Source organism: Acidisarcina sp. (genome assembly GCA_035539175.1).
Taxonomy (GTDB): domain Bacteria; phylum Acidobacteriota; class Terriglobia; order Terriglobales; family Acidobacteriaceae; genus JANXZS01.
Map to the genome: position 1 here is coordinate 487428 of DATLIY010000007.1, position 23762 is coordinate 511189.

The 23762-nt window shown below is 56.8% G+C and carries 18 protein-coding genes; 10 read left to right on the forward strand and 8 right to left on the reverse strand.

Going from position 1 to position 23762, the window contains the following annotated elements; all coding sequences use genetic code 11:
* Positions 1-26 precede the first annotated feature (26 nt).
* Positions 27-689 carry a WcaF family extracellular polysaccharide biosynthesis acetyltransferase gene (locus tag VM554_04790; protein ID HVJ07676.1) on the reverse strand — a complete coding sequence of 221 codons (663 nt, stop codon included), beginning with the start codon at positions 687-689 and terminating at the stop codon, positions 27-29.
* A 44-nt stretch (positions 690-733) separates the two neighbouring features.
* On the opposite strand from VM554_04790, the gene VM554_04795 reads away from it, so the two are divergent.
* From VM554_04795 to VM554_04815, 5 genes are all read left to right on the forward strand, one after another.
* Positions 734-1576 (forward strand): glycosyltransferase family 2 protein, encoded by an 843-nt coding sequence (locus VM554_04795; GenBank protein HVJ07677.1) that lies wholly within the window; start codon positions 734-736, stop codon positions 1574-1576.
* 111 nt (positions 1577-1687) lie between these two features.
* Positions 1688-2488 (forward strand): glycosyltransferase family 2 protein, encoded by an 801-nt coding sequence (locus VM554_04800; GenBank protein ID HVJ07678.1) that lies wholly within the window; start codon positions 1688-1690, stop codon positions 2486-2488.
* Positions 2485-3561, forward strand: coding sequence for a glycosyltransferase family 4 protein (locus VM554_04805; protein ID HVJ07679.1), 1077 nt, complete (start codon positions 2485-2487; stop codon positions 3559-3561). The genes VM554_04800 and VM554_04805 overlap by 4 nt, the downstream gene beginning before the upstream one ends.
* Before the next feature lie 262 nt (positions 3562-3823).
* Positions 3824-5944, forward strand: coding sequence for a polysaccharide biosynthesis tyrosine autokinase (locus tag VM554_04810; protein ID HVJ07680.1), 2121 nt, complete (start codon positions 3824-3826; stop codon positions 5942-5944).
* A gap of 67 nt (positions 5945-6011) precedes the next feature.
* Complete coding sequence (locus VM554_04815) at positions 6012-7469, forward strand: hypothetical protein (protein ID HVJ07681.1); 1458 nt, start codon at positions 6012-6014, stop codon at positions 7467-7469.
* Between the two features lie 34 nt (positions 7470-7503).
* On the opposite strand, the gene VM554_04820 is transcribed toward VM554_04815, so the two are convergent.
* A complete protein-coding gene (locus VM554_04820) occupies positions 7504-8625 on the reverse strand; it encodes an acyltransferase (protein HVJ07682.1) in 1122 nt (373 codons plus the stop codon).
* A gap of 272 nt (positions 8626-8897) precedes the next feature.
* Here VM554_04820 and VM554_04825 point away from each other — a divergent pair, with 272 nt between their 5' ends.
* Positions 8898-10040: a glycosyltransferase family 4 protein gene (locus VM554_04825; protein HVJ07683.1), complete on the forward strand. Its 1143-nt coding sequence runs from the start codon at positions 8898-8900 to the stop codon at positions 10038-10040.
* Between the two features lie 55 nt (positions 10041-10095).
* On the forward strand, positions 10096-12117 hold the full coding sequence (locus tag VM554_04830; protein ID HVJ07684.1) for an acyltransferase family protein: 2022 nt from the start codon (positions 10096-10098) through the stop codon (positions 12115-12117).
* Between the two features lie 25 nt (positions 12118-12142).
* On the opposite strand, the gene VM554_04835 is transcribed toward VM554_04830, so the two are convergent.
* The 5 genes from VM554_04835 to VM554_04855 form a co-directional block, all read right to left on the reverse strand.
* Entirely contained in the window at positions 12143-13333 is a 1191-nt protein-coding gene (locus VM554_04835) for a glycosyltransferase family 4 protein (GenBank protein ID HVJ07685.1), read from the reverse strand.
* 57 nt (positions 13334-13390) lie between these two features.
* Positions 13391-14170 (reverse strand): WecB/TagA/CpsF family glycosyltransferase, encoded by a 780-nt coding sequence (locus VM554_04840; protein ID HVJ07686.1) that lies wholly within the window; start codon positions 14168-14170, stop codon positions 13391-13393.
* Positions 14171-14314: 144 nt separating this feature from the next.
* Positions 14315-14920 carry an HD domain-containing protein gene (locus tag VM554_04845; protein ID HVJ07687.1) on the reverse strand — a complete coding sequence of 202 codons (606 nt, stop codon included), beginning with the start codon at positions 14918-14920 and terminating at the stop codon, positions 14315-14317.
* A 69-nt stretch (positions 14921-14989) separates the two neighbouring features.
* Entirely contained in the window at positions 14990-15976 is a 987-nt protein-coding gene (locus VM554_04850; GenBank protein ID HVJ07688.1) for a type I phosphomannose isomerase catalytic subunit, read from the reverse strand.
* 142 nt (positions 15977-16118) lie between these two features.
* The gene (locus tag VM554_04855; protein HVJ07689.1) at positions 16119-17168 is read right to left on the reverse strand and encodes a glycosyltransferase; all 1050 of its coding nucleotides are present in this window, start codon (positions 17166-17168) and stop codon (positions 16119-16121) included.
* 374 nt (positions 17169-17542) lie between these two features.
* Between VM554_04855 and VM554_04860 the strand changes: the two genes are divergently transcribed.
* Entirely contained in the window at positions 17543-20089 is a 2547-nt protein-coding gene (locus tag VM554_04860; GenBank protein HVJ07690.1) for a hypothetical protein, read from the forward strand.
* A gap of 128 nt (positions 20090-20217) precedes the next feature.
* Here VM554_04860 and VM554_04865 read toward each other — a convergent pair whose 3' ends face one another.
* A complete protein-coding gene (locus VM554_04865) occupies positions 20218-21801 on the reverse strand; it encodes an NAD(P)/FAD-dependent oxidoreductase (GenBank protein HVJ07691.1) in 1584 nt (527 codons plus the stop codon).
* Between the two features lie 186 nt (positions 21802-21987).
* Here VM554_04865 and VM554_04870 point away from each other — a divergent pair, with 186 nt between their 5' ends.
* Together VM554_04870 and VM554_04875 are read left to right on the forward strand one after the other, a co-directional pair.
* Entirely contained in the window at positions 21988-23085 is a 1098-nt protein-coding gene (locus VM554_04870; protein HVJ07692.1) for a hypothetical protein, read from the forward strand.
* 221 nt (positions 23086-23306) lie between these two features.
* Complete coding sequence (locus tag VM554_04875) at positions 23307-23750, forward strand: hypothetical protein (protein ID HVJ07693.1); 444 nt, start codon at positions 23307-23309, stop codon at positions 23748-23750.
* The last annotated feature ends 12 nt before the right edge of the window (positions 23751-23762 follow it).

Here is a 23762-nt window from a genome sequence, read left to right on the forward strand (position 1 = left end):
TGAATTGTTGAGCATAAATCGTCCGGCTATTCCATCTTCGTCCTCAGCTCACGAGGTTTGATCGGGCGGCATGGATTGCCGGCACACACCATCCACTCCGGCATGTCTCTGGTGACCACGGAGAAGGCGCCAATCACGGCTCCATCGCCCAGGGTCACGCCGGGGCCCACGAATGCCCCTGCGGCAACCCAGACGCTCGATCCGATGCGGATTGGCTTGGAATACAGAGGAAAGCTGGTGTCCGTGTAGTCATGGGTTGCCGAACAGAGATAGGTTCTTTGCGAGATGACGGAGTTGGAGCCGATATCAATCGGCGCAAGGTTGTACACCTCAACCGAATCTCCCAGCACAGCATAGTCGCCCATGACAAGATTCCAGGGCTCCCACACTCTTACGCCACAGTTGACGCGGCAATTGCGGCCGATCTTTGCCCCGAAGAGCCGTAACAGCGCGATGCGAAATTTCGTCAGTGCGCGAGGCGTCGCCGACCAGAAAGGAAGCTGGAAGCATGCCCACAGGCCGCGTTTCACAAGATAGCTGAAGGGCCGGGGATGACGATAGCTCGCGAGATCGATTGCCGCTGTTCCAGAATCCAATCTTTCCTGCGTCATGAACCCCCGCTTCGCCGCGTTCGCGTCCTCTGATGGTACTGGAGACTGCCCGGAGCGCTCAAGGTTTAGAATCGTCATGCTGTTTTCGATGCGTCTCTCAATCCACACGGAGCTCCTGCTGAATGGTTTCGGTGTTCATCCCCACCAAGAATGAAGAGAAAGATCTGCCTGGGTGCCTGCAGTCCGTAGCGTGGAGCGACGATATCCACGTCTATGACTCCAACAGCACAGACAGCACCGTAAAGATTGCCGAGGCCGCGGGAGCCAGGGTCACGGTGCGTCCAGCGCAGGACCCCCAATATTTCGGCGGAGACGAATCGGTTCATAAGAACTGGGCCCTCAGGAACATTGCCTTCAAATACCCCTGGGTGCTGCATCTGGATGCCGATGAGCGCACCACGCCAGAGCTTGTCGCGAATGTGCTGCAAGCCGTCAAAGATCCGGGCGGGCACGTGGCGTTTCAGATCCAGCGCCGCGACTTTTTCCTGGGGACCTGGCTGAAGCACGTGCAAGCATCGCCATACTATCTGCGCCTCTTTCGCCCAGAAAAACTGCACTATGAGAGACGCATCAATCCTGTCTCGGTGGTGGATGGGTCGTCGGGCACGCTGGGCGGATTTCTCGATCACTACCCCTTCAGCAAAGGGCTGAGCCATTGGGTGAATCGGCATAACGCCTACTCCACAATGGAGGCGCAACAGATCATCGAGAATCGTAAGGCCAACCGGCCCTTCAGCCTGAAAGCGGCATTTACCGAGACGAACTTTCACGAGAGGCGCTTCCACCAGAAGGAGCTGTTCTACCGCTTACCCGCACGCCCTCTCATCAAATTCGCCATCCTCTACTTTGGAAAGCGCGGATTGCTCGATGGAAAAGCCGGCTTTACCTACGCGGTATTGCAGTCTTTTTACGAGTACATGATCGTTCTCAAGACCCAGGAACTGGAAACGAAACAAACATCGTGACGACATGCATCTAACCGATCACCGGCAGTAGATTAATTCGTAACCCAGCCTGTGCGATATTAGTTAACGGCGGCGTTGCGTGCCTGGTAGGGAAACGGAGAAGTGTGAGGAATGAAATTCAGCATCGTGACACTGGCTTTCCGGCAGCGCGAGTTTCTGCAGGAGGCAATGGACTCGATTCTCAATCAGGATTATCCAGAGATTGAGTACATCGTCGTCGAACCGGGTTCGAATGACGGCAGCCGGGAACTTATCGAGGGATATGGCGACAAGATCGCGCACAAGGTCTTCGAACCCGATCGCGGTGCGGCAGACGGGCTAAATAAGGGATTCGCACGTGCAACAGGAGATATCTTCGGCTTCCTGAACGGAGATGACCTGCTGCTGCCCGGTGCTCTGCGCAAGGTCGCGGACTTCTGGCAGAGCCACCCGGAGTACGACATTCTGATGGGCGACGGCTTCATCGCAGACCATGCAGGAAAACCCGTCCGGCGGGTAAAAGCTACAGCCTTTACCCCATCGAGGTTTATCTATGGCGGCGCTACGTGGCTGCAGCAATCCACCTTCTTTCGCCGCAAAGCCTTTGAGGCTGTAGGAGGATTTAATCTGCAAAACCGTTCCTGCTGGGATGGCGAACTCTTTGTGAATATGGTGGCGAAGGGATTTCGGGTCGGATTCCTGCACGAAGACCTCAGCATTTTTCGCATCCACGGAGCATCGATTACAGGCTCAAGGAGTGCGGAGCAGATCTATGCAGCGGATACGGCACGCATCTTCCGCCAGCTTCGGGGGCGAGACCGCCGCCAGAGCGATGCCCTCCTCAGCCTGTGGTACAGGGCAGAGCGATTTCTGCGAGATCCTGGGGAACTGGTCCATACCCTGCGCTATCGCATTCAGGGGAGGCCCCAGTGAGAGTTGCGGTACTTTGGACCGGCCTCTCCGGCTATCTGAACGCCTGCCTGCGAGAGTTGGCCAGCCGTCCAGGAGTGGAGCTCTTTGTAGCGCATGAAGCGACCAGCAGCGAGGCTCCGTACGAAGAAGGACTTTTCGCCTGGATGAAGAACGAGGTGGTATGGCGGGACGAGCGCGACTTCGACCGCCTGCACACCCGGCTGGAAGCCTTCTCTCCAGATGTGGTTGTCGTGGCGGGCTGGCACGTTCCCATCTACCGCCGTATTATGAAGCCGCTCAAGGGGCGCTGTCTGCGCCTGATGACTATGGACAATTACTGGAAAGGAACCCTGCGGCAGCGGCTGGGGACAATCGTCTCGGCCCGGTATGTACTGCCGATGGCAGACGCAGCCTGGGTTCCCGGCCATCATCAGGCGAATTTTGCCCGCAGGCTGGGCTTCCCTCTCAGCAACATCCTGCTCGGTTCGCTCTCCTGCGAGCAACCGGAGTTCGCCGCCGTATACCAGAAGAGGATGGAGCGCGGAACCCCGCTGCCCCATGCCTTCATTTTTGTCGGCAGACTGATTGAAGCAAAAGGGATTGTGACTCTGGCGCAAGCCTACGAAAGATACCGGCAGACAACTCAGGACCCCTGGCCGCTCATCGTATGCGGAGTTGGCCCATTGCAGTCGTTGCTTGCAGATAAGTCCGGCATCCAGTTGAAGGGATTCGTTCAGCCCGCGGACCTTCCCCAGCAGATGGCAAACGCCGGATGCCTGCTGCTGCCGAGCATCTTCGAGCCCTGGGCACTGGTGGTCAATGAGGCCACCGCTGCAGGATTGATTCTTGTCGCCACCCAAAACGTCGGAGCAGTTCCCCATCTGGTGCACAACTACTACAACGGTTTTGTTGTGAATGCCGGCGACGTTGCCAATCTGGCGGAAGTGATGAACCGGGTCAGCAATATGGACTCGAAAAGGCAGGAGCGGATGTCGCGGGCCAGCCACGAACTCTCCTGCCAATACACCCCGGCCCGGTGGGCAGATTCATTGCTGGAGTTTGCGCTCGATCGCAGGGTTGGTCAAGGATGTTGACTACCCATATAATGAGATATGTTTACATGGGAAAACCCTCTTCGGCTGAGGTCTACCTCGTACTTAGTAGCAAATTCTTCGAATTGCAGTCTGCGAAGCTGAACCATTTAGATATGGGCTATTTCCTTCCCTCTATCTCCGACCACAGCACTGTATCTACTCAAGGCAATCGGGGTTTTTCAGCAGAATGATTCAATATCCTGATCAAACTTCTAGCGTTGCTGAGCCCGTTTCTGCTGGCTATGGCGACGGTGGTCCATGGATGCCGGCGGCAGGCCGGGAGATTTCGCTCGCCAGCCTGCTGCGTGTTGCCAAGAAATATCTATGGGTGGTGGCGGTTTGTACGCTGGTGGGCATAGGGATCGCCGCCTACAAAAATGCACGCAGCACTCCCATCTATCGTGCGGCTGCACAGATCCAGCTAACCCAGGATAGCGCCAACCAGTTCAGGCTCGATCAGACGGGTGGGGGCGACTCCTACATCGATTCGGCGCGTCTGGAAACGGAGATTCAGATTCTCCGCAGCTCGACCCTGGCGCTGGAAACGATTCAATCGCTGAACCTCGACCAGAACAATGATTTCGCGCCGCATCCGCCGGGCCGCGCCTGGGATTTATCGAAAAGGCTGGACCGTCACGCTCTTATCTCCACCTTTCAGGCGGGACTGACTGCCACGCGCTCCGGACATACCAATATTCTGGAGATCAGCTTTTTGTCTCCGAACCCGGCGCTGGCGGCCCAGATTTGTAACAGGCTTATCGACAATTACGTCGAGCACAACTTCAAAGACAATTACCAGGCCACGGAGCAGGTCTCGAAATGGCTGCAGGCGCAGCTAGGAGAGTTACAGCGCCGTTTGCAGGCGAGCCAGGAACACATGCTCTCCATGCAAAACCAGATTGGCATTGTTGGAATCGATCAGACGCAGAGCATCGCCCTCGCACGGCTGGAAGGATTGAACAACGATCTAACCAAGGTCGAATCCGACCGAATGATGCAGGAAGCTCGCCTGATCGCGATGAAGAGCTCTTCGCCCGCTGTTCTGGATACCTTGAGCAACGATCAAGTCATTTCTCAGCTTCGCGCGCGCAGAACGCAGCTGGCAGATGAATACTCGGCCATGCATGCCAAATATGGTGACGCCAACCCGCGCATCGTCTCGCTCCGCGCCGAGATGGCGCAGGTTGACCAGGCCATACGCGATTCGGAAAACACCATCCTGAAGCATGCCGAGAAGGAAGTTGAAGCTTCCTCCCGGAATGAAGCCAACCTGAAGGCGCAACTCGATGCCGAGAAGCAGCGCGCCTACGACACCAACTCAAAAGTCGTGGAGTACTCGCTCGCCCGCCGGGAATACGAGTCGAACCGCACCCTTTATGACCAGTTAGAGCAGCGCCTCCAGGAAGCAGGCATCATCGCCGGCTTGCACTCTACAAGTATCCGCATGATCGATCCAGCCGATACTCCGGACTATCCCAGCAGCCCGCGCAAGACCTTTAACTTGGGCGTTGGATTTCTAGGCGGATTCATGGTTGGTGTTTTGTTGTCGCTGCTGATCTACGCGCTCGACACGAATATCAAGTCGCTCTCCGACGTGGAAGAAAAGCTGGGGCTGCCGTTGCTGGGCGTGATCCCGGCCGCCGAGGGCAAAGACATTCTTCCCGACGCATTCACCGCAAGTGCGACGTCCGGCGTCGAATCAGGATGGTCCCAGGTCGCCGAATCCTATCGCGCCTTGCGGACTTCCCTGCTGCTGTCGCGGCCCGGCAGTCCGCCCAAGGTCATCCTGGTCACCAGCTCAAAGCCCGCCGAAGGCAAGACCTCGGTGGCCACCCTCTCCGCTATCATTCTCGCGTTGAGCGGAGCCCGCGTGTTGCTGATCGATGCCGATCTGCGACGCCCCTCGGTTCATACGCGGTTCAAGATTGCGAACCGTGTCGGTCTCTCCTCCATATTGAGTGGCAAGATCGCGCCTGAAGAGGCCCTCTACCAGTATCCCAAAATTCCTTCTCTGCAGATCCTCCCGGCGGGTCCCATTGCTCCCATGCCAGCCGAATTGCTCGGGGCCAGAGAGATGCACAATCTCGTCGACTCCATGCGCTCGCAATATGATTTCATCGTGATTGATACGCCGCCCATCCTGACCGTGGCGGATGCGATGATTCTTGTACCTCTCAGCGATGGCGTGGCATTAGTCCTGCGCTATGGCGAAACTACTTCGAACGTTGCCGTGCGAGGCCGCGATCTGCTCCTCCGGTCTGGCGCCAACTTGCTGGGAACCGTCCTGAATGCCGTGGACTACAAGTCCCCCGACTATGCTGAGTACTACGGACGCTCCTACAACGATTACTACACCTATCGCGGTGAGCAAAACGAGCAATAGAGTCTCGACACGCCCCGATTCAGAGCTGAATCGGGGCGAGGACTCCGCAGAATAGGACTGGCATCGAATGCAAACTTCCTCAGGGACCTATTCCAGACAAGGACGCATAGCGTTCCGGCCAATCACTGGGTTCAGCCCAGGTGCTGAGGCCAGGACGCCGGGTTCTTATGCCATAGACCTCTTTTGCCTCGCGCTTCCGCTTGCCAACTTCACGTCCATCACGCTGATCGGCGCGCTTCCCGGCGGAGAAGTCATGACGCTTCTCGTGGTTCTCCCCTGCCTGCTGGTGGCGTGGAAGCGCATCTGGAGAGGCTACAGCAAAACAATCTTTACCCTGATGGGGTTGTGGCTGCTCTCCCAGGTCGTGACGGATTTCTATCGGCATACCGACTTCGGCCTGGCGGCCCGAGGCTTCGCGGCAATCGTCTTCTTCGCCATCGATCTGAGTGTTGTTTCAGCGCTTGCCTACAAGAACACCAGACGCATCATTCTCCTGATCATTGGCCAGATTCTGGGCAATGCCCTTGCCTTCTACTTCTTCAATCGATTCTGGCTTGATGAAGCTGGAGCCTGGAAGTTCGGCTATTCCACCTTTGTAATCCCCACAATTCTACTCACCAGTTCCTATTTCTACGCTAAACGACAGTATGGGATTGCGTTTCTTCTGATGATCGGGATTGCAGGGGTGAATCTGTCACAGAACTTTCGCTCGCAAACACTGATCATCATGGCTTCCAGCGTGCTGATCCTTCCGTTGTCCGCATTTGCAAGGCGGAGAAACGGACCGTCGTTGTATATGCGCTCTGCTCCTCGACCCAGCGCGCGAAGACTTAGGCCGAAGTTCCCGATGCACGTAGTAGTACTGCTCGCTCTAGTGGGGGTGGTTGCATTTGCCACGACCAAAACCTACTCGTATCTTGCTTCACACGGCGCGCTTGGCGATCGGGCGCTGGAGAAATATGAGGAACAGTCGCGCGGGAAGTTCGGCATGCTGGTCGGCGGGCGTCCCGAGACACTTATCTCATGGAGAGCAGTGGTGGATAGCCCCATCCTGGGGCACGGATCCTGGGCTGCAGATCGTAAGTACAATTTGATGCTGGCAGATATCGAAGACGCGGCAGGTTATACCGACGACGAGGCCCCTGCGGAACAGAAAGACCAGTTCATCGGCGATCTGATTCCGTGCCATTCCTACCTGATGGAAGCGTGGGTATGGGCGGGCTTTCTCGGCGCCGTCTTCTGGATTTATATTTTCTATCTGAATGGCAAGGCCCTCTTGAGAGTGGTGACCGTGCAGCCACCCTTGTCGCCCTATCTCGCCTACATCGTCCTTCTTGAATTCTGGAGTATTCTGTTCTCTCCGTTCGGCTATACGGTTCGCATGGACCAGTCGATCATCCTCGTCATTTTCTTCACGCTCCTGGAGACCAGCGCCCGGCCAGCAAAGGTACAGGTTCAGCAGCCACAGGCTCAACCCTGGCGGTTCGCCGGTCCTGGTCGCACAAATCCACATCTTGCGCGGTAGACACCTTTAGCTGGCTGCTAACTGGAAGCGGGGATTACGATGTCAGCCTGTCTTTTAGTCTGAGGATAGGACTCTCAAAATATCTCCACGAGAGCGTGGCCAACGCAAAGCTGCAGGCGATAGCAATGGCGGCAGCTACTAGCTCCACTACTGCCAGGTTGTTTGTTATGCCTAGTTTTGAATAAATACTATGGCTCTGGAATATGAGGAAGACCGTGGGATGGATCAGATAGAGTCCATAACTGATCGTTCCGATATAACGCAAAATTGAGTTGGAAAAGAAGCGCAACTGCCAGCCCATCAGCGCCAGACCAACCAGGCCGGCAAACAGGGCCGCAAGACACGAGAATACGAATGAAAAGGCAATGCCATGGTTGACGAAGCGCAACAACACAGCAGAAACGATGCCGCCACCTAAAAACAATGCCACGAAAACCCTGGCATACCTCCGTGGTTCCAACGGATTCCACGACAGTGCCAGCAGACATCCAGCTATCAATCCATCCAGGTGAAACGGGGTAACACGATTCACCATCTGGTAGTAGACGTCATAATTCCCTCCGTGAAAGGACAGGAACGCTACCAGCCTGGCTATAGGCGACAGGAGCAGCAGCAACACCAGAATCACTCGAAGCCTGGGAATGGATAGCCGTCTTACCAGCAGCGGCCAAACAACATAGAAGTGCTCTTCGATGCACAAGGACCAGGTTATGGATGTGAAGTCTTTGAAACTGAACAGAGTTGCCGGGTAGAAGTTTTGCGCCAGGACAAGATACAGAACCCATGGCGTCGCGATGGATAAAGGATGAGCCCGAAGGTTAGCCGAAGAATGGATGATGCGTTCTAAAAATCCGACATGACTGGAGGCAACGATCAATCCTGCGTTCACGAATAGAAAGGCGTAGTAAAGCGGCCAGATCCGCAGCCCACGTCGCGAGTAAAACCTCCACCAATAGCCGCTCTTATCCCTGGTGCCTACAAGAATTCTCGTAATGAGAAAACCAGACAGGACAAAAAAGAGGTCGACACCAACCCATCCGAACTCCAGATAAGGAGCAATCGAAGTATCACGGACGATGGCCCCCATATGACACAACAACACGAGGAGAATCGCGATACCGCGGACTCCATCCAGTTGCGGGATATGAGTCTTCAATCGAGAAGCGACTGATTGAGGGGCAACCGTTGAAACTTCAGCGGAAGTGAGGATCTGGCTCATACTTCATTGTAAATGGAGGAGACCTTCTGGAAGGCGGATTGGCGCTATCCGCTTCTCTCAAAAAATCCCGGGAGAATCTAGCAGAGAGCTATCTCCAGAACCGTCGATGCTGGCAATATAAAAAGTGAGTTACAGCAGAATTGGTTGCATCAAGGATGCGGCTGCATGGCACGACCACTGCGCGAAACGACAACGAGGAATGGCTCGTCATGACAGGTGAAGGTACGAAGGTATATATCCAAACGCCGAAGTGGTTTCTGCGCCCGCGAAACACGGACTGGCGTTACACTCGCTTCTCCATTCCTCGCATCCACGAATTCGAGCCGGACTGCACCTTCTATCCTGCACAATCCAATGCGACGACCTTTCACGTGAACGCCAGATATGCGCGGCACGTTCTCTATCGGAAGCTGAGGCTTCCCTTCGCGGAAGATCCTCACTCTGTTCTCGACCAAAAGGAGTTTGCCCGGAGCGGAAGCCATGTGGTCTTTTGCCACGACGATTTTCCCCGGAACGCCAGCGGTATTCCTGTGGTATGGCAGAACTCGATCCTCGATCCCGCGATGACATTGGCCCGAGGTGTCTCGCAGAACGAACTCGATATTGAATATGAGGTGAAAAAGGGTGGCTTCCACGAAGCTGCCGCAGTACAGGTTTCCACGGAAGCAGAGCGGGAGAGGCTGGGACAGTGGTTTCCCGAGATAGCTGACAAATTTGTCGCCGTGCCATTCTTTCTACCAAATGTGAAAACCATTGACCCGAGTCGCATGCAGGAAAAGATAGAGCGATCGGGGCCGCTGCGTTGCCTGTTCGTCGGGCATGAAGCACAGCGAAAAGGGTTAGGGCGAGTCTATGCTGCAATGGAAGGCCTGCCCCTTAGCATCCAGAAGCAGATTCACCTTACCGTAATCTCTGCGCAGACGGATGGAACGATTGCGGCACCCTCGCTCCCGAATTTGCACGTCGCTGGTGCGGTAACTCACGCGCAGGTTCTGGAGTTGATGCGCGATAGCGATGTATTCCTGATGCCATCCTATTTTGAGAGTTATGGACTGGTATACCTAGAAGCGATGGCTCAGGGTACGATTCCCGTAGTGCCGGATTGGGAAGTTCAACGAGAGATCGTTGACTATGGCAGAGCGGGTATCGTCACCAGTGGAGATGCAGCAGACCTGGCCGCAAGCCTCGAGCACCTCTGCGATGACGCCACACTTAGAACCAGGTTAGCGGCAAGCGCACTGCAAAGGTTTGAGCAGCACCTTGCGCCGGCTGTCGTTGCAAAAAAATATAGCTCGCTGTTCCATCGAACGGCGCTGCAGCGCGGCAATCCGGAATCGAGTATTCCCGCATAGCGACGCGAGCCGATCGTAATAACTGCAATAACCGCTGAGGACACACTGACTGATTTTGAACTTAACAAAAGACAAGTCGCTCCTCGCTGACGATATCCATCCGCCACTCGTCCACCCTAGATATCGCCCAGACATCGACGGACTTCGCGGCTTTGCGGTTCTTGCAGTGGTAGGCTTCCACGCCTTCCCTGGACATATACAGGGAGGCTACATCGGTGTCGACGTCTTTTTTGTTATCTCCGGATTTCTGATTTCCAGCATTATTTTTGAAAGCCTTGCCAAGGATGCGTTTGATTTCAAGACCTTCTATGCACGCCGCATCAAGAGGATATTCCCCGCTCTGATTCTGTTGCTGGTGGGCTGCTATGCATTTGGCTGGTTCTCGTTGGCGGCACTTCCCTACTCGCAATTAGGCAAACATATTGCCGCCGGAGCAGGCTTCCTCTCTAACATCGCGCTCCTCAGCGAGGCTGGCTATTTCGATAGTTCTTCGGAGATGAAACCACTTCTCCACTTGTGGTCGCTGGGAATCGAAGAACAGTTTTACCTTGTGTGGCCGCTGCTGATCTATCTCGCCTGGAAATTGCGCGCCAACTTGCTGGTGCTTACCACAGCACTCACTCTTGTCTCGTTTGCGCTGAGCATCTACATCATGCGTTCCGATATTTCTGCTGCCTTCTATCTTCCCTTCACGCGCTTTTGGGAGCTGGGCCTGGGATGCATCTTGTCTTATGTAGTTCTCTACAAGACATCTTCGCTTCACTCTATCGCTCAACGACTGTTTCCCCGCATAACAACGGAGAGACTTGCAAATATCCGCTCCTTTCTGGGATTCGTTTTGCTCAGTCTTGCTATCGCGCTGTTAACCAGTACAAGCTTCTTCCCTGGATGGTGGGGCTTGCTGCCCACCATTGGCACCTGCCTGATCCTATCTGCGGGGCCAGAAGCATGGTTGAATCGCCGGCTACTTACAAACCCTGTTCTGGTGTGGTTTGGGTTGATTAGCTTTCCTCTATATCTGTGGCATTGGCCGTTGCTCTCCTTCGCGCAAATCGTCTCATTTGGTCCAGTCGCTACAAAGGTTCGCGTTGGGTTGCTTCTGATAGCCTGCCTGCTTTCCTGGCTCACCTATCGGTTCGTTGAGAAACCGATCCGCTTCGGCGGGCATAGCCGCGCAAAGGTTATAGGCTTAAGTGCCTGCATGATTCTCATCGCAGGTGCCGGGTTTCTATCCTACGGATTGAATGGTCTGCCGACGCGAGCGATCAACAGGAATCCCAAGCTCATCTTTCTCGCACACTATCAAAAGCTGCACGATCACGGGCTGGATGCGATCTATCACTCCGAATGTGATTTCTATGACTGGGACAGGAAGACTCGGAAGCGAAGCATTGCAGCTTCCTGCACGGACGTTCCTGTACATCAATCTGCATTTCTCTGGGGGGACTCGCACGCAGCAGCTCTCTCTGCAGGCCTGCGAAATCTCTTCGATGGAAACCCGCGGCTTGCGCAGGTAACTACCTCCGGGTGTAACCCGAGCATCACAGGCGGGCAGAGCAACACTCCGGCAGATGCGTGCGACATCTCGAACCAATATGCTTTGCAGGAGGTTGCGCGACTGAAGCCACGGATCGTCATCCTTGCGCAGGCGGATGAGCAGGAGCACACGGATTGGGATAGTCTCGCCACTCGCCTGCATAGTCTGGGTGCCGGTTCCGTAGTGCTGATAGGACCGGACGCACAGTGGCTTCCATCGTTGCCACTCGTCTTTGTACAAAACTTCTGGGGCAAAGATCCCGGCTATAACAACGCAGGTTTAGACACTCGAATCTTCACGACAGAGATGAAACTACAGTCTAGATATGGACGCTCCACAAATCTGATCTACGTTTCTCTTCTGAATGGACTCTGCAAGAATGGCGGCTGTCTGGAGCGCGTTCCCAATACGCAGGAATTGATGGTCGTAGATTATGGCCATCTATCTCCGCTGGCGTCGGTATTTGTTGCCCGGACCATAATCGGAGAGGCATTACAAGAACATGGCGTATCGTTTGGACCGGACTTAGCCACGCGGTAAGTCTGAGAGCACCTGCGAGATTCGCCTAAAACGTAAGAATCCGTTTCTCGCCATTTTGGCGTTGCTCATACGCGCTGCGGCACAAGTCAACCAGCGCGCGCGATGAGGTGTCCCAGTTCAGGCGGCTCTCATACTCGTGAAACGCGCTGGAGCAGAGCGCCTTGTATTCATCAGGGGTCTGCAGAATTCCGCGAATGGCAGATGCGAAGCCCTCGGCTGGAGTTCCTACTGGCAGGCATACTCCGTTAGCGCCTGTGCGCACATAATCGGGCACACCACCCGTCGCATACGAAAGCGCGGGAAGCCCAAAGGCGCTGGCCTCGCAGAAGACGATTCCAGTGGCCTCCGCCTGGGTGGGAAGAATAAAGAAGTCCGCCTCCCGCAAAAGCTGTGCGAGACGCGCTCGTCCCTCGGGAGTGGATTTGCTGATGAATCCCAGCGTCTCAACATAATCCGGTGTAGCTTCCGCCGGAGAAGTTCCCACAACAGTAAGCGTGGTGGGAAGCCCGGATTCATTCAATATCCGCGCTGTCTCCACGGCAATCGCACCACCCTTCCGCGACCAATCCACCCCGATAAAGAGGAGCCTGCAGCCATGAGGCCGCTCTCTTCTGCGAGCCTCTGCCCACTGCTTCACATCTTCGGCGGTGTGCTCGATGGACAGGTTCGGTCCAAATGTTAATACCCGAACTTTCTCTGGATCGGTAAGCTTCCGCGCAGTCCTGGCCGCCCAATCACAGCCGTAGACAGCATAGGTTGCGTGCGCCAGTCCCGCCTCCTCCGTCCTCTTGGCCCGCTCCACGCCTGCGCTTGTCATATTGGCAAATGACTTTGCGTAGTACCCATACATATCGTGGAAAACGGCATCGGTCCAAAAGAGGATGGGTTGTTCACACTCCAGCGCGGAGATAGGCATGGAGCTACTCGCGACCAGAACATCCACCGGACGTTCGCGTAGGAGCCGATGTATCTGCCGGGCAAGCGATTTGGCAACCAGCGGATAATGCTCCAGCGTGCAGGTCTTCTTGCGCAGCCTTGCAAAAGCCTTCACGGGAGCGAGCAAATACTTGATCGATTGATCGAGCGGGCTGTAAACCTCCACAGTGACATCCTGCTGGCGAATGTGGGAGAGCATCTGAAAGGTGCTTCCCGAGAAGCCATTGATGTCCAGAGCGTCTTGCGCCGCTACAAAGCCGATTCTCAGTTTTCTCGCCATGTGAAGGTAGGACCGTAGTTTCAAATGAATAAGTCGAAGAGCAAAAAGACAGCTCCGTCACGCGCTGGGCATACGGTGCCGCTCACGAAGCATTAATGGGACAAGTTTGCGGGCATCCCAGTAGCGCGGAACATACTGCTGCGGTTTCCACAAACAGCGCAGCAGCCAGCCCAGCGCCATACGATCCGCCCAGACGGGAATGTGGACCTGATCCCCGCTAAGGAAAGCAATAGCTGCACCAATGCAATGGATCGCAGGCAGGTAACTGAGATTCCGCTTGAGATAGTGACCAAGAATCTCCTGCACACCGCTGCCTACGGTCAGCATGACATGTCGAGGCCGCCGCTGATTCAGCAATTCCACAAGCACCGGATCTTCAATGGGTTTTCCATAGCGCGGCGCAATATAAACATCCTCAGGAGCTATCTCGATTCCCTGCCCACGCAGCCACGCCAGGTTTCTCTCCGAACTTTCCCGGCTCGGCATCACCCAGAAAGTGCCGTGCAGAGCGCGAAAATCCGGCTGCTCGACAAGGTCCCGCAGATACTCCAGGCCCGAGAGACGGCGCAAAGAATCCCGCTCCAGCATGTTCCACAACAGAACCATCAGCCCGCTGTCGGGAAGCACAAGGTCGGCATCCAGCAGCGATTCGCGATAGGGCTGGTCATAAGGAAGAGTCTTCAGCCCCGGTCCTGAAGGAACAAGGACCAATCCACCGTGCTCAATCTTGCGAATCGCCTGAGGTCCATCGCCATTGAAAAAACGAATCCCCAGGATGGTTCGGAATTGTGGATCACTTGCCAGCGCTTCGTGATCCTCAGCTACGTTCGTCTTCATCCTTCATGCCTTCCAGCAAATATGTAGTTGCCTGTGCCTTCCGTCTTCCTGCACATCGCGCGCTGCTCCACGGTTGTGCGCAGAATTCAGTCTCCGGGAGAAACACACGCCAAGGTCAAGTGAAGCACGCTGCGCGCCCACAGCTCAAAAAAGTTCAGGCTTACCTTCCAGGTCAGCCGCCTCAAGAAACTGCCGCAGGATCCGCACTTTGGGCTCGGCCAGATTGCGCGCACTTTCCAGGCGCAGCCTGGCAGGCAGATCCTGCAAAGAGCGGCGCAGGTTTGCTACAGCGGAAGTGAAAGTCTTGTAACGGGTATCGCGTCCTATCTTGCTTACTCCACGAAGAATTCCGATGGCACCCAGTTGCTCGAGGATGTCTGCATCGCGAAGAATTGTGGCCTCGATCGTCTTTGGATCATCCTCCGGTTGATGGGTACGAATGGCGTCAATCACCGCGGGAACCTTATCCGCGGGAAAACCCGCATCTTCAAGAATGCCCTGTATCCTCTCGACCGTATAGGCAACGTGATCCCACTGAACAAGCTTCTGCGGATCCTCCGGACGGTGCCCTACAAAGACTCCCAGGTCATGGAGCCAGGCTGCCGCGTACACCACGTCATCGTCGTACTCCAGCCCCTCACCGATCAGCCGGGTAAGGGCGTAGACGCGTGGCTGATGCCCGTACTTCTCCTCCGGCATCGCCTCGCGCCTGATGTAGGCGGCAACCGCGCTACGAAAGTCTGGAGACATTCCAGCACCTCTTCGAGCGCATGGGGAACGATGCCTTCTGGCGATGCCGAAAGCGAAGGATGGGACAGCTCATCGCGCGGAAACCTCATTCTGCGGAATCATGCGGATAAGTTCCAGCTTCCCTTTACTCTCCAGCTCCCACGCACCAGCCGATGCCGGAATGACCGCCACCTGGCAACGGCTCAATGGGAACGAATCAAATCCTTCTCCGGAAACCGTTGCCGCGCCATCGGCGACAAATAGTATCTGCAACTGTTTCTTGTGGTCCTGTGCCAGAGCGTCGGAGCTGATCGCGCCCTCAACCACAAAACGATCCACGCGGAAGTACCTTTCGTTGATCAGAAGGGTGTGATTGCCCTCTTGCCGGGGAGCCACTCTTCCCGCGCGCGTGTCGCTGCGGATTGCCTCAAGCCCCTTCTCCAGATGCAGTTCGCGCGGCCGGCCATAGTCGTAAAGGCGATACGTTGTGTCGCTATTCTGCTGCGTTTCGAGCAGCACCGAACCAGGCAGAATCGCATGGACTGTGCCTGCGTCCACAAAGATCAAGTCGCCCTTGGTGACAGGAACATAGACCAAAAGATCCTCAAGCGTCGCATCCGCAATCGCGCTGCGAACCTGCTCCTTGGAGACACCCGGCTTGAGCCCAAGCGCAACGCTCGCGCCGGGATCGGCCTGGAGCGTATACCAGCACTCCGTCTTCCCGCGGGGCTCGCCATACTTTTGCGCCATGGCATCGTCAGGATGCACCTGCACGCTGAGTTTGTCCTTGGGGAAGAGCATCTTGATCAGCAGTGGAAAATCCTCACCGGCATGCTGCGCACCTAAGATCGCTGCACCATGGTCGGCGGTGGCCTGCTTTAGAGACCTTCCGGCGAGTGAGCCCGTATCCACGAGGCAGTTATCGCCCGTAAGCCAAACCTCGCCGATCGGATCGCCGGAGGTCTTGTAATCGAACCATGGAGCCAGATCCTGAAAGCCCCAGATGCGTTTGTCAAAAAGTGGCGCAAGTCGGAAAGGAGGAAGTACCTGAACTCTGGCTGCTGCGGATGATTCCAAAACACTCTCCTCGAAAGATGTGGCGCTGCATGATTCCCGCCTTCCGCACATCCCTGCTGAAAGACCCGCGACAAGAATGCACGATCCGGAAGTCGTTGTCTCTATAGTAACCGAGAGACTACCGGCAAAGTGTTCGCACGATTCAGCGCGAGGAGCGCTCCAATTGCATCGCCGCGATCATGCGGTCCACCACTGGCTCTGCGGCGAAACGTTTGGCTGTCGCCTTCACGGACTCCGGAGAAGGCAACGCGTCCATATGGTCGATTACATGCTGCATGGCCGCGGCGAGCTGCGGAACATCGCCCGGAGGTACAAGCCATCCGTTTTTGCCCTGAACAATGATGTCCTCGGGGCCTGACGGGCAGTCGCCGCTGATGCAAGGCAACCCTCTCGCAATCGCCTCAGTCAGCACTGTCGGTAAGCCCTCCCAGGAGGAACACAGGACAAGCGCGGATGCATCCCCGGCGGCTGCCCACGGATCGGTCTTCCACCCCAGCCATTGCACCTTGTCTGCTATGCCCAGGTCGTTTGCCATCTCGCGCAGCGCTGGCTCGTCCTTTCCCGAACCTACAATGCGAAGCAGGAAATCCCCTTTCAGCATTGCCGCGGCTCGAAGCAGATCATCGGTGCACTTCTGCTGCTGAATCTGCAATCTCCCAACATTCAGAAAGACTGGTGTACTAGAGCGCCCCACCGGCGGAACCTCGATATCAATCGCGTTGAAGACGGTGTGGATGTGTCTTTCGTCCCCCGTCATCTTCGACAGCAACCTCGCATAGCCCGAACTTATGGCGAAGTGATAATCCGCCAGACGCATGTCCTCGGCCTCCGAAGGCCCCAATGGCCAATGAGGCCAGAAGATGATCTCGGCATGCAACCGAAGCAGCCGACGCAATTTGGAGATGAACGACACTCCGTTGGAGTTGACTGCGAAAATGACGTCAGGATTGAATGCTTTCAACAGGAAAGGAAGCCGGAACGCGTACTGCAGGTATCGGAGAATTCGCGGCGTACTGGGAGACCCCAGCTCAATTGCCGGAACGTCCTGAAGCCATGCGCGATCATCCGATCCGCCCAGCAGAACCAGCATGCATTCATGGCCACGGCGGAGAAACTCCCGCCTGGTGCTCAGGATTACCGTCTCAGTGCCGCCTCGGCCCGTTAATCCAAAGACGACGAAACAGATCTTCATTACAACTCCTTGGCCCCATTTTGGGTCCCATTTTCGTTTGCGCCTGACGGCAAACATTCCTGAGCCCCGGAGTGCCGGACGATTCCTGCAACCTCAACACGCTATGAAGGGGACGAGCACGACCTTCGCGCTCCGAGCGAGATCTGGGAGCAGCGGAATTCCTCCTAAATATAACAAAGACAGCGCATCACGCTGCTACCGCTCCTCTCTCCGCGTGCATCACCAGTTACAGCGGCCCGCGAGGCGAAAAAAACAGCGGCCAAGTGACTGAAACATCAGGACAAACGGGAGACGAATCCGGCGGGCAAGGGGTTACCATGCTGGCCACTTTCATCTCCCGTTTCCACAATTTGGCTTAAATTAGGAGTATGGCCTTGAAGTTTCCCTTGCTGAGCTTGATGGCGACAGTCCTGCTACTGCCGATCAGTTTTGCACACTGCCAGACGGCCGCGTTCGACCTCGCCGGGCCTGCGGTGGATGTGCGCGTCCAGCGTTCCGGCGAAACCTTGCCGATCTCTCATGTGCCAAACCTCATGCCGGGCGACCGGCTGTGGATTCATCCCCAGTTGCCGGAGAGCCAATCTGCACATTACGTGATGATAGTCGCCTTTCTGCGCGGAGCCACCAATCCTCCACCGGCCAACTGGTTCACCAAGGTGGAGACCTGGACGAAATCAGTCCGCGAAGAAGGCGTTTTTATCACTATTCCAGCTGAAGCCGAGCAGGCCGTTGTCTTTCTCGCCCCAGAAACGGGTGGCGACTTCAATACACTGCGCAATGCAGTGCGCGGCAAGCCCGGCGCCTTTGTCCGCTCTGCGCAGGATCTGCAGCAGGCGAGCCTGGATCGTATGCGGCTGGAAAAATATATGAACCTGCTGCGGGAGTTCTCCGAAGAACCCGCGGAGCTGAAACAACGCACCGTGCTGCTGGCCAGGAGCCTCAATATCAAGCTGGATCACGAGTGCTTTGACAAGCCGAGCGCACAACAGGTTCCCTGCCTGACGCAAAATACCGATGAGCTTGTCCTGGACGATGCGCACACCGAAACGATGGTGGCGAGAATCGCTTCAGGAAACACCGTCGATCTCGTCTCGCACATCGCCTATATGCCGACAGCAGGCGCTGGAGCGCTGAGTCCTTATGTCGGCGCGGTGGTGGATACGGTGCGAATCCTCGCCTCCACCCACACGGCGCAATATCAATACATTCCGGCGCTTGCTCTTCCCACGGGCGACAAGTTGAATCTGCGACTGAACAACCCTCCATCGTTCCGCAATCCCAAGTCGGTGCTCGTCGTCGGATTGCCGCCGGTGGGCCCGTCGCCGCTTCCGCCGCTGCGCCCGGCTGAGCCCAAACAGGTCTTTTGCGCCGAGCAGCCCGATCTGGTTCTCCCCATTGATGGCGCGCCGCTGGTCTTTGCCAGCGAAATGGCGCATAACTTCACGCTTCATCTGAAGACAAGGACCGCGGGCGGAAACGGAATCGACCTCCCCGCCAAGGTAGACCCGACGCGAGGCGGCCTTGTGGTGGATACCCGATCCATTCCGGCGAACTCGCTCAACGGCGATCTGACCGGAACGCTGCACGGCTTCTGGGGCTTCCAGCCCTTTGAAGGACCTACCTTTCAACTGCGCAGTTCTCAAGTCGGCGGCCGATGGATTGTGGCCTCAAAAGATGCCAGCGCATTGATCGTTGGACGGATGGACGAACTTCACCTGCAGTCGGAACAGGCCGCCTGCGTGGAAAGCGTGGCGATTCGCGACGCCCAAGGGGGCAAAGTCGATGCCTCATGGAAGGTGACAAAACCCGACGAACTCGAAGTCCAGGTGCCGCTGCAAAATGCTGTGCCCGGCTCCGTCGTCATGATGATCAAGAAGTACGGAAGGCAGAGTGTGAGCGATGAAATTACGCTGCATACCTATGCCGAGGCAGGCAGCCTCGACACGCTGACGCTTCATGCGGGAGATACGGAAGGCACTCTGAAAGGAACCCGGCTGGATCAGGTGATGGACGTAGATCTGCAGGGCGTTCACTTTGCTCCGGGAGACCTGTCACGTGCGAATCAACAGGATGAGCTGAAGATTGCGACCAAGGATACAGCCGCCGCCGCTACGCTCAAGTCCGGCGATGCGATGCAGGCGAAGGTCACCCTGAAGGACGCGCGCGTGCTGGTACTCAGCACCAAAATTGCTCCGCCGCGCCCTCACGTTAAATTGATCAGTAAAAGCGTGCAGGTCGATCCTTCGCCCACCGCTACAGCGCTGGTCAAGCTCAGCAGCCCCGATGAGGTGCCCCAGGAGTCACGCCTGAGCTTCTTCCTCAAAGCCGTGGTGCCGGAGACGTTTTCGCCGCAGCAGAAGGTGGAAGTGGCTACGCTCGACGAATCGTTTCGCGTGATGCTATCGGTCGCAAACCAGAACCTGACCCTGCAGGACTCCAGCACAGAGCTGGCCGTGCTCGATCCGATGCGGCATCTCGGACCTTCCGCCTTTGGACCACTGAAGATGCGTCCGATCGCCGGCGACGGAACCACCGGGGATTGGCAGCCGCTCGCGAACCTGGTGCGCATCCCTACGCTGAAAGACATTCACTGTGTGGCGGCAGCCACCCGGCAATGCACCATCACCGGAGAGAAGTTGTTTCTTATCGATTCGGTAAGCACCAGTCCGGACTTTACCGATGCCGTTTCGGTTCCGGAAGGATTTGTCGCCCAGACGCTCGTCGTGCCCGCCTCGCACACGCGCACACTGTACCTCAAATTGCGCGATGATCCCTCGGCGGTAGATATCGTCACGTGGCCTGCAACTCCGGCGACTTCGACTCCTGCTACCGCAACACCGCCTGCTTCAGCTCCGGCTGCTGCGCCTCCAGTGACTGCGTCGCCGGCTGCGGCCAGGGTGGCGACACCCGCCGCACAGTAGCCCCCCGGGCCTCACCGCACAAGGCCTCGCCGAACACAAGCCTCACCACACCTGGACCTGCCTCTCACGGCAGGTCCAGACGCTTACTCTGACCATGACAATGGCTCGATGCGGACCGCCGGGAGTCTCTACTTCTTCTCTTCGTGATACTCCTGCTCGGTGTTGATCTCCCAGACGTTGGATTTCTCCGTCACGCCCGCAAGAATGTTGTCCACCGCCGTCTTAGCCGTCAGCATGGAGTGATCCTGATTGTTGTATTTATGCATTCCGTTTCTGCCCACCAGGAACAGGTTCTTATACCCATCTATGTAGTCACGGATCACATCGAAACGGTCATAGGTTCCGAAGTACGCAGGATAGGTTTTGGGAACGCGGACCACATGCCCGTCCAGCACGTCCTCGCGGCGCACCATGCCGATCTTCTCGACTTCGCCGATTGCGAACTTTAGGATCTCGTCGTTCGGCATCCTCCACAGATCGTCCGTCTCATAGCAGAAATACTCCAGCCCGATCCAGGTTGTGGCGGGATCGGCAACCAGATAGGGGCTCCAGTTGTTGAAGATCTGCAACCGGCCCAGCAGAACATCCGGTTCCTGAATGTAGATCCACGTATCCTTCAGCGGAGATCCGTCCGGCTCGGTAACCGCCAGCTTTTTCACCAGCAATCCCACGGTAACGAAGTCGCGGTACATCAACCCATCGCTGACTTCGCGCACCTCATCGGGTACGGGCACATCGAGAGAATGGATGAGGTCGCGTATCGGCATGGTTGAAAAGAAATAATCTCCATCAAACCTTCGCTGCTCCCCTTCCTTGCTGGTCGCCTCCACGGCGATCACCCGATCGCCCTCCGTCACGACCTTATCGACGCGCCAGCCCAGCAGGACAGACCCGCCCTTCTGCCGCACCAGAGAAGCCGCATACTCCCACAACTGGCCCGGGCCGTATTTCGGATAGAGGAACTGCTCTATCAGAGAAGTCTCCGTCCCCTTCTGCGAAATATCTTTCGGACTGCCTTCTCTTGCCGTGCCTTGCAGAGCCTTTTTCAGGAAATGCGCAATCGCGGTCGTCAGAGAAAGTCCTTTGATCCTCTGGGCTCCCCACTCCGCGCTGATCTGGTTGCACGCAATGCCCCACACCTTCTCCGTGTAGGACTTGAAAAATGTGAGATAGAGCTGACGACCGAAGCGGTTGATCAGGAAGTCCTCTAGACTCCGTTCCGGCTTGCGCTGGTGGAACTTGGCCAGTACATAGCTGGCTCCCACCTTCAGCGTGCGAGCCAGGCCAAGACCGCGCAGAGTAGCCGCCGTGAGCGTCACGGGATAATCGAAGAACTTCCGCAGAAAATAGATGCGGCTCTTGCGCGGCCTGACCAGCATCACAAGGTCTTCACTGCCCGCGGCATCTCCCTCCGGCTGTGCGGAGAGGCTGCGCTCCTTGTTCTGGTAATGGAGCATCGTATTCGAGGCTCCATTTGTCTGCACTGGAAGCAGTTCCGCCCACCAGTTCATGACCCAGTCATTCTTGGAGAAGAACCTGTGGCCTCCGATGTCCATGCGGTTGCCCTTGAACTGCACGGTTCGGGAGATCCCCCCAATATCCTGGCTGGCTTCGAGCACAATCGGCTCAATCTCCGACCGCCGTAGAAACTCCAGTGCGGCCGTGAGCCCTGCCGGGCCCGCGCCAATAATGACAGCCTTCTTGCGTGCCATACCTAGTACGACCTGTCCGATCCCTGAGGGTCCAAATCCATGCGTCCTTGCGTGCGCAGATGCACGCCTTTCGAGGTGGTTCTGTGTATATATCTTAAACGGCAGGCGCTTCCGCCACCTCTTCAACGTCCAGCGACATGCCCGCTGCTGCCTGTTCTGCTAGTCTCATTTACAGGAGATTCGAGCTTGGGTTTTAGCGATTTTTGGGGAAATGAACCAACGGTTCGACACCTGCGCGAAGGGATTCGTGCGGGACACATCCCCCCGGCCTTGATCCTCGCCGGCCCCAGGGGCTCAGGAAAATATACTCTCTCCCTGATGCTCGCGCAGGCCATCAACTGCCTGCGCCAGCCGGAATCGGATGGTCTGCCAGACTTCTGCGGGGAATGTGCGAACTGCCTGCGCATCGCGGAAGCACAACCGCTCGATACGCGGATCGAGGAAGCGGTCTCCGCTCGCGAAGAGATGCGCGACGCCGACAAAAAAGAGACGCGCATCCTGATTCAGACACACCCCGACATCCTCGTGGTACCACCGGACCCGCCGCAATTGCTCATCAAGATGGGCCAGGTGCGGCGCGTGATCCACGGCATGTACCGCTTTCCCTCCGACGCCCGGCACGCGATCTACATTTTCACCAGCACAGCATTCATGAAGGAAGCCGCGAACTCCCTGCTGAAGGTTCTGGAGGAGCCCCCTGCGTATGCCAGCATCTTTCTGCTGGCGGAAAACCCCGGCGAGCTGCTGCCGACCATTCGCTCCCGTTCCATCGTCTACCGCCTGGGCGCCCTGCCAACCGAAACGATTGAGGCCCTGCTTGCGCAGCGGCATCCGGAGTGGAAGGCACCCCAGAGAGCGCTCATCGCGCGGCTTGCCGAGGGCGCGGTAGGGCGGGCCCTGGGCTTCGACCTGGCAGGCTACATGGCCAGCCGGCAGGATGCACTGGTCATCGTCAAGAATGCCCTCGCCGAACCCGACCACTCGGCCCTCTTCCGCATGACCGAAACCTACCGCGCAGGTGCCGAGGGCCAGCAAAAGACCGCGGCGCTGCTCCGTGCCCTCGCCAGCCTGCTGGAGGATATGCTGTTGCTTCAGTCCGGCACTGCCGGGTTGGTTCGCAACATCGATCTGCTGCCAGAGCTCACCCGCCTCAGCGCCAGCGTCAGTGTCGGCTGGATCGACGCTGCGGCACGAGGGTTGAACCAGGTGGAGGCTGGAATGCGGCGGAACCTGCTGCGCTCGCTGTCGCTGGATGCCTTTGCGACGGAGCTCGCCTCCTCCTGACGCTGCGGCCCGCGCGGTTACTCCCACTTCGAATTTCCTTCGAGGACTCGCGATTTCTCTGGAGCGGCCGCCAGAGCCGGGATACCATACTCGCAGAAACTCAGAATTAGGAAAGGCAATCCTAGTTTGGAGGGAGAGTCATGCCCGGCCCAGCCTGGCATGAACCCAAACTCGTTCGACTAAGGTGGCATCCAAACACCAGAGTCACAAACTGATTCATTATGCGGAATCCGGCCCCACTCACGTCTCCAGCCGCAAAGGAAATCCGCCCCCTTGTTACCAGCCCGGCTCCTGAGGAGCCGAAAGCCACCTCGCCCGCATCCACGTCTGGAGCCGGGCCACGCAGACTGGTTCGCCCCACCCTGCCGGAGCGCGCTGCCGGCGGCAGACGATTCGTGCGGCGGGAGGAGTCGCCCATGCTGACCCACCAGATGGCGCACGATAACCCCGGCTGGCACGATGCTTCGCACGCAGAAGCCTTTTATTTTCAGAAGCAAATGCAGTCGCAGACGCCGATGGTCTTTGTCCTGGAAGACGGTGAGCGGATTGAGGGCTGCATTGAGTGGTATGACCGCAACGCCATTAAAATACGCAACGCGGGCCGTACGCTCATTTACAAATCCAGTGTGAAGTATCTCTACAAGGCGAGTGAAGCTCAACCCTGAGGCAGTCTACTC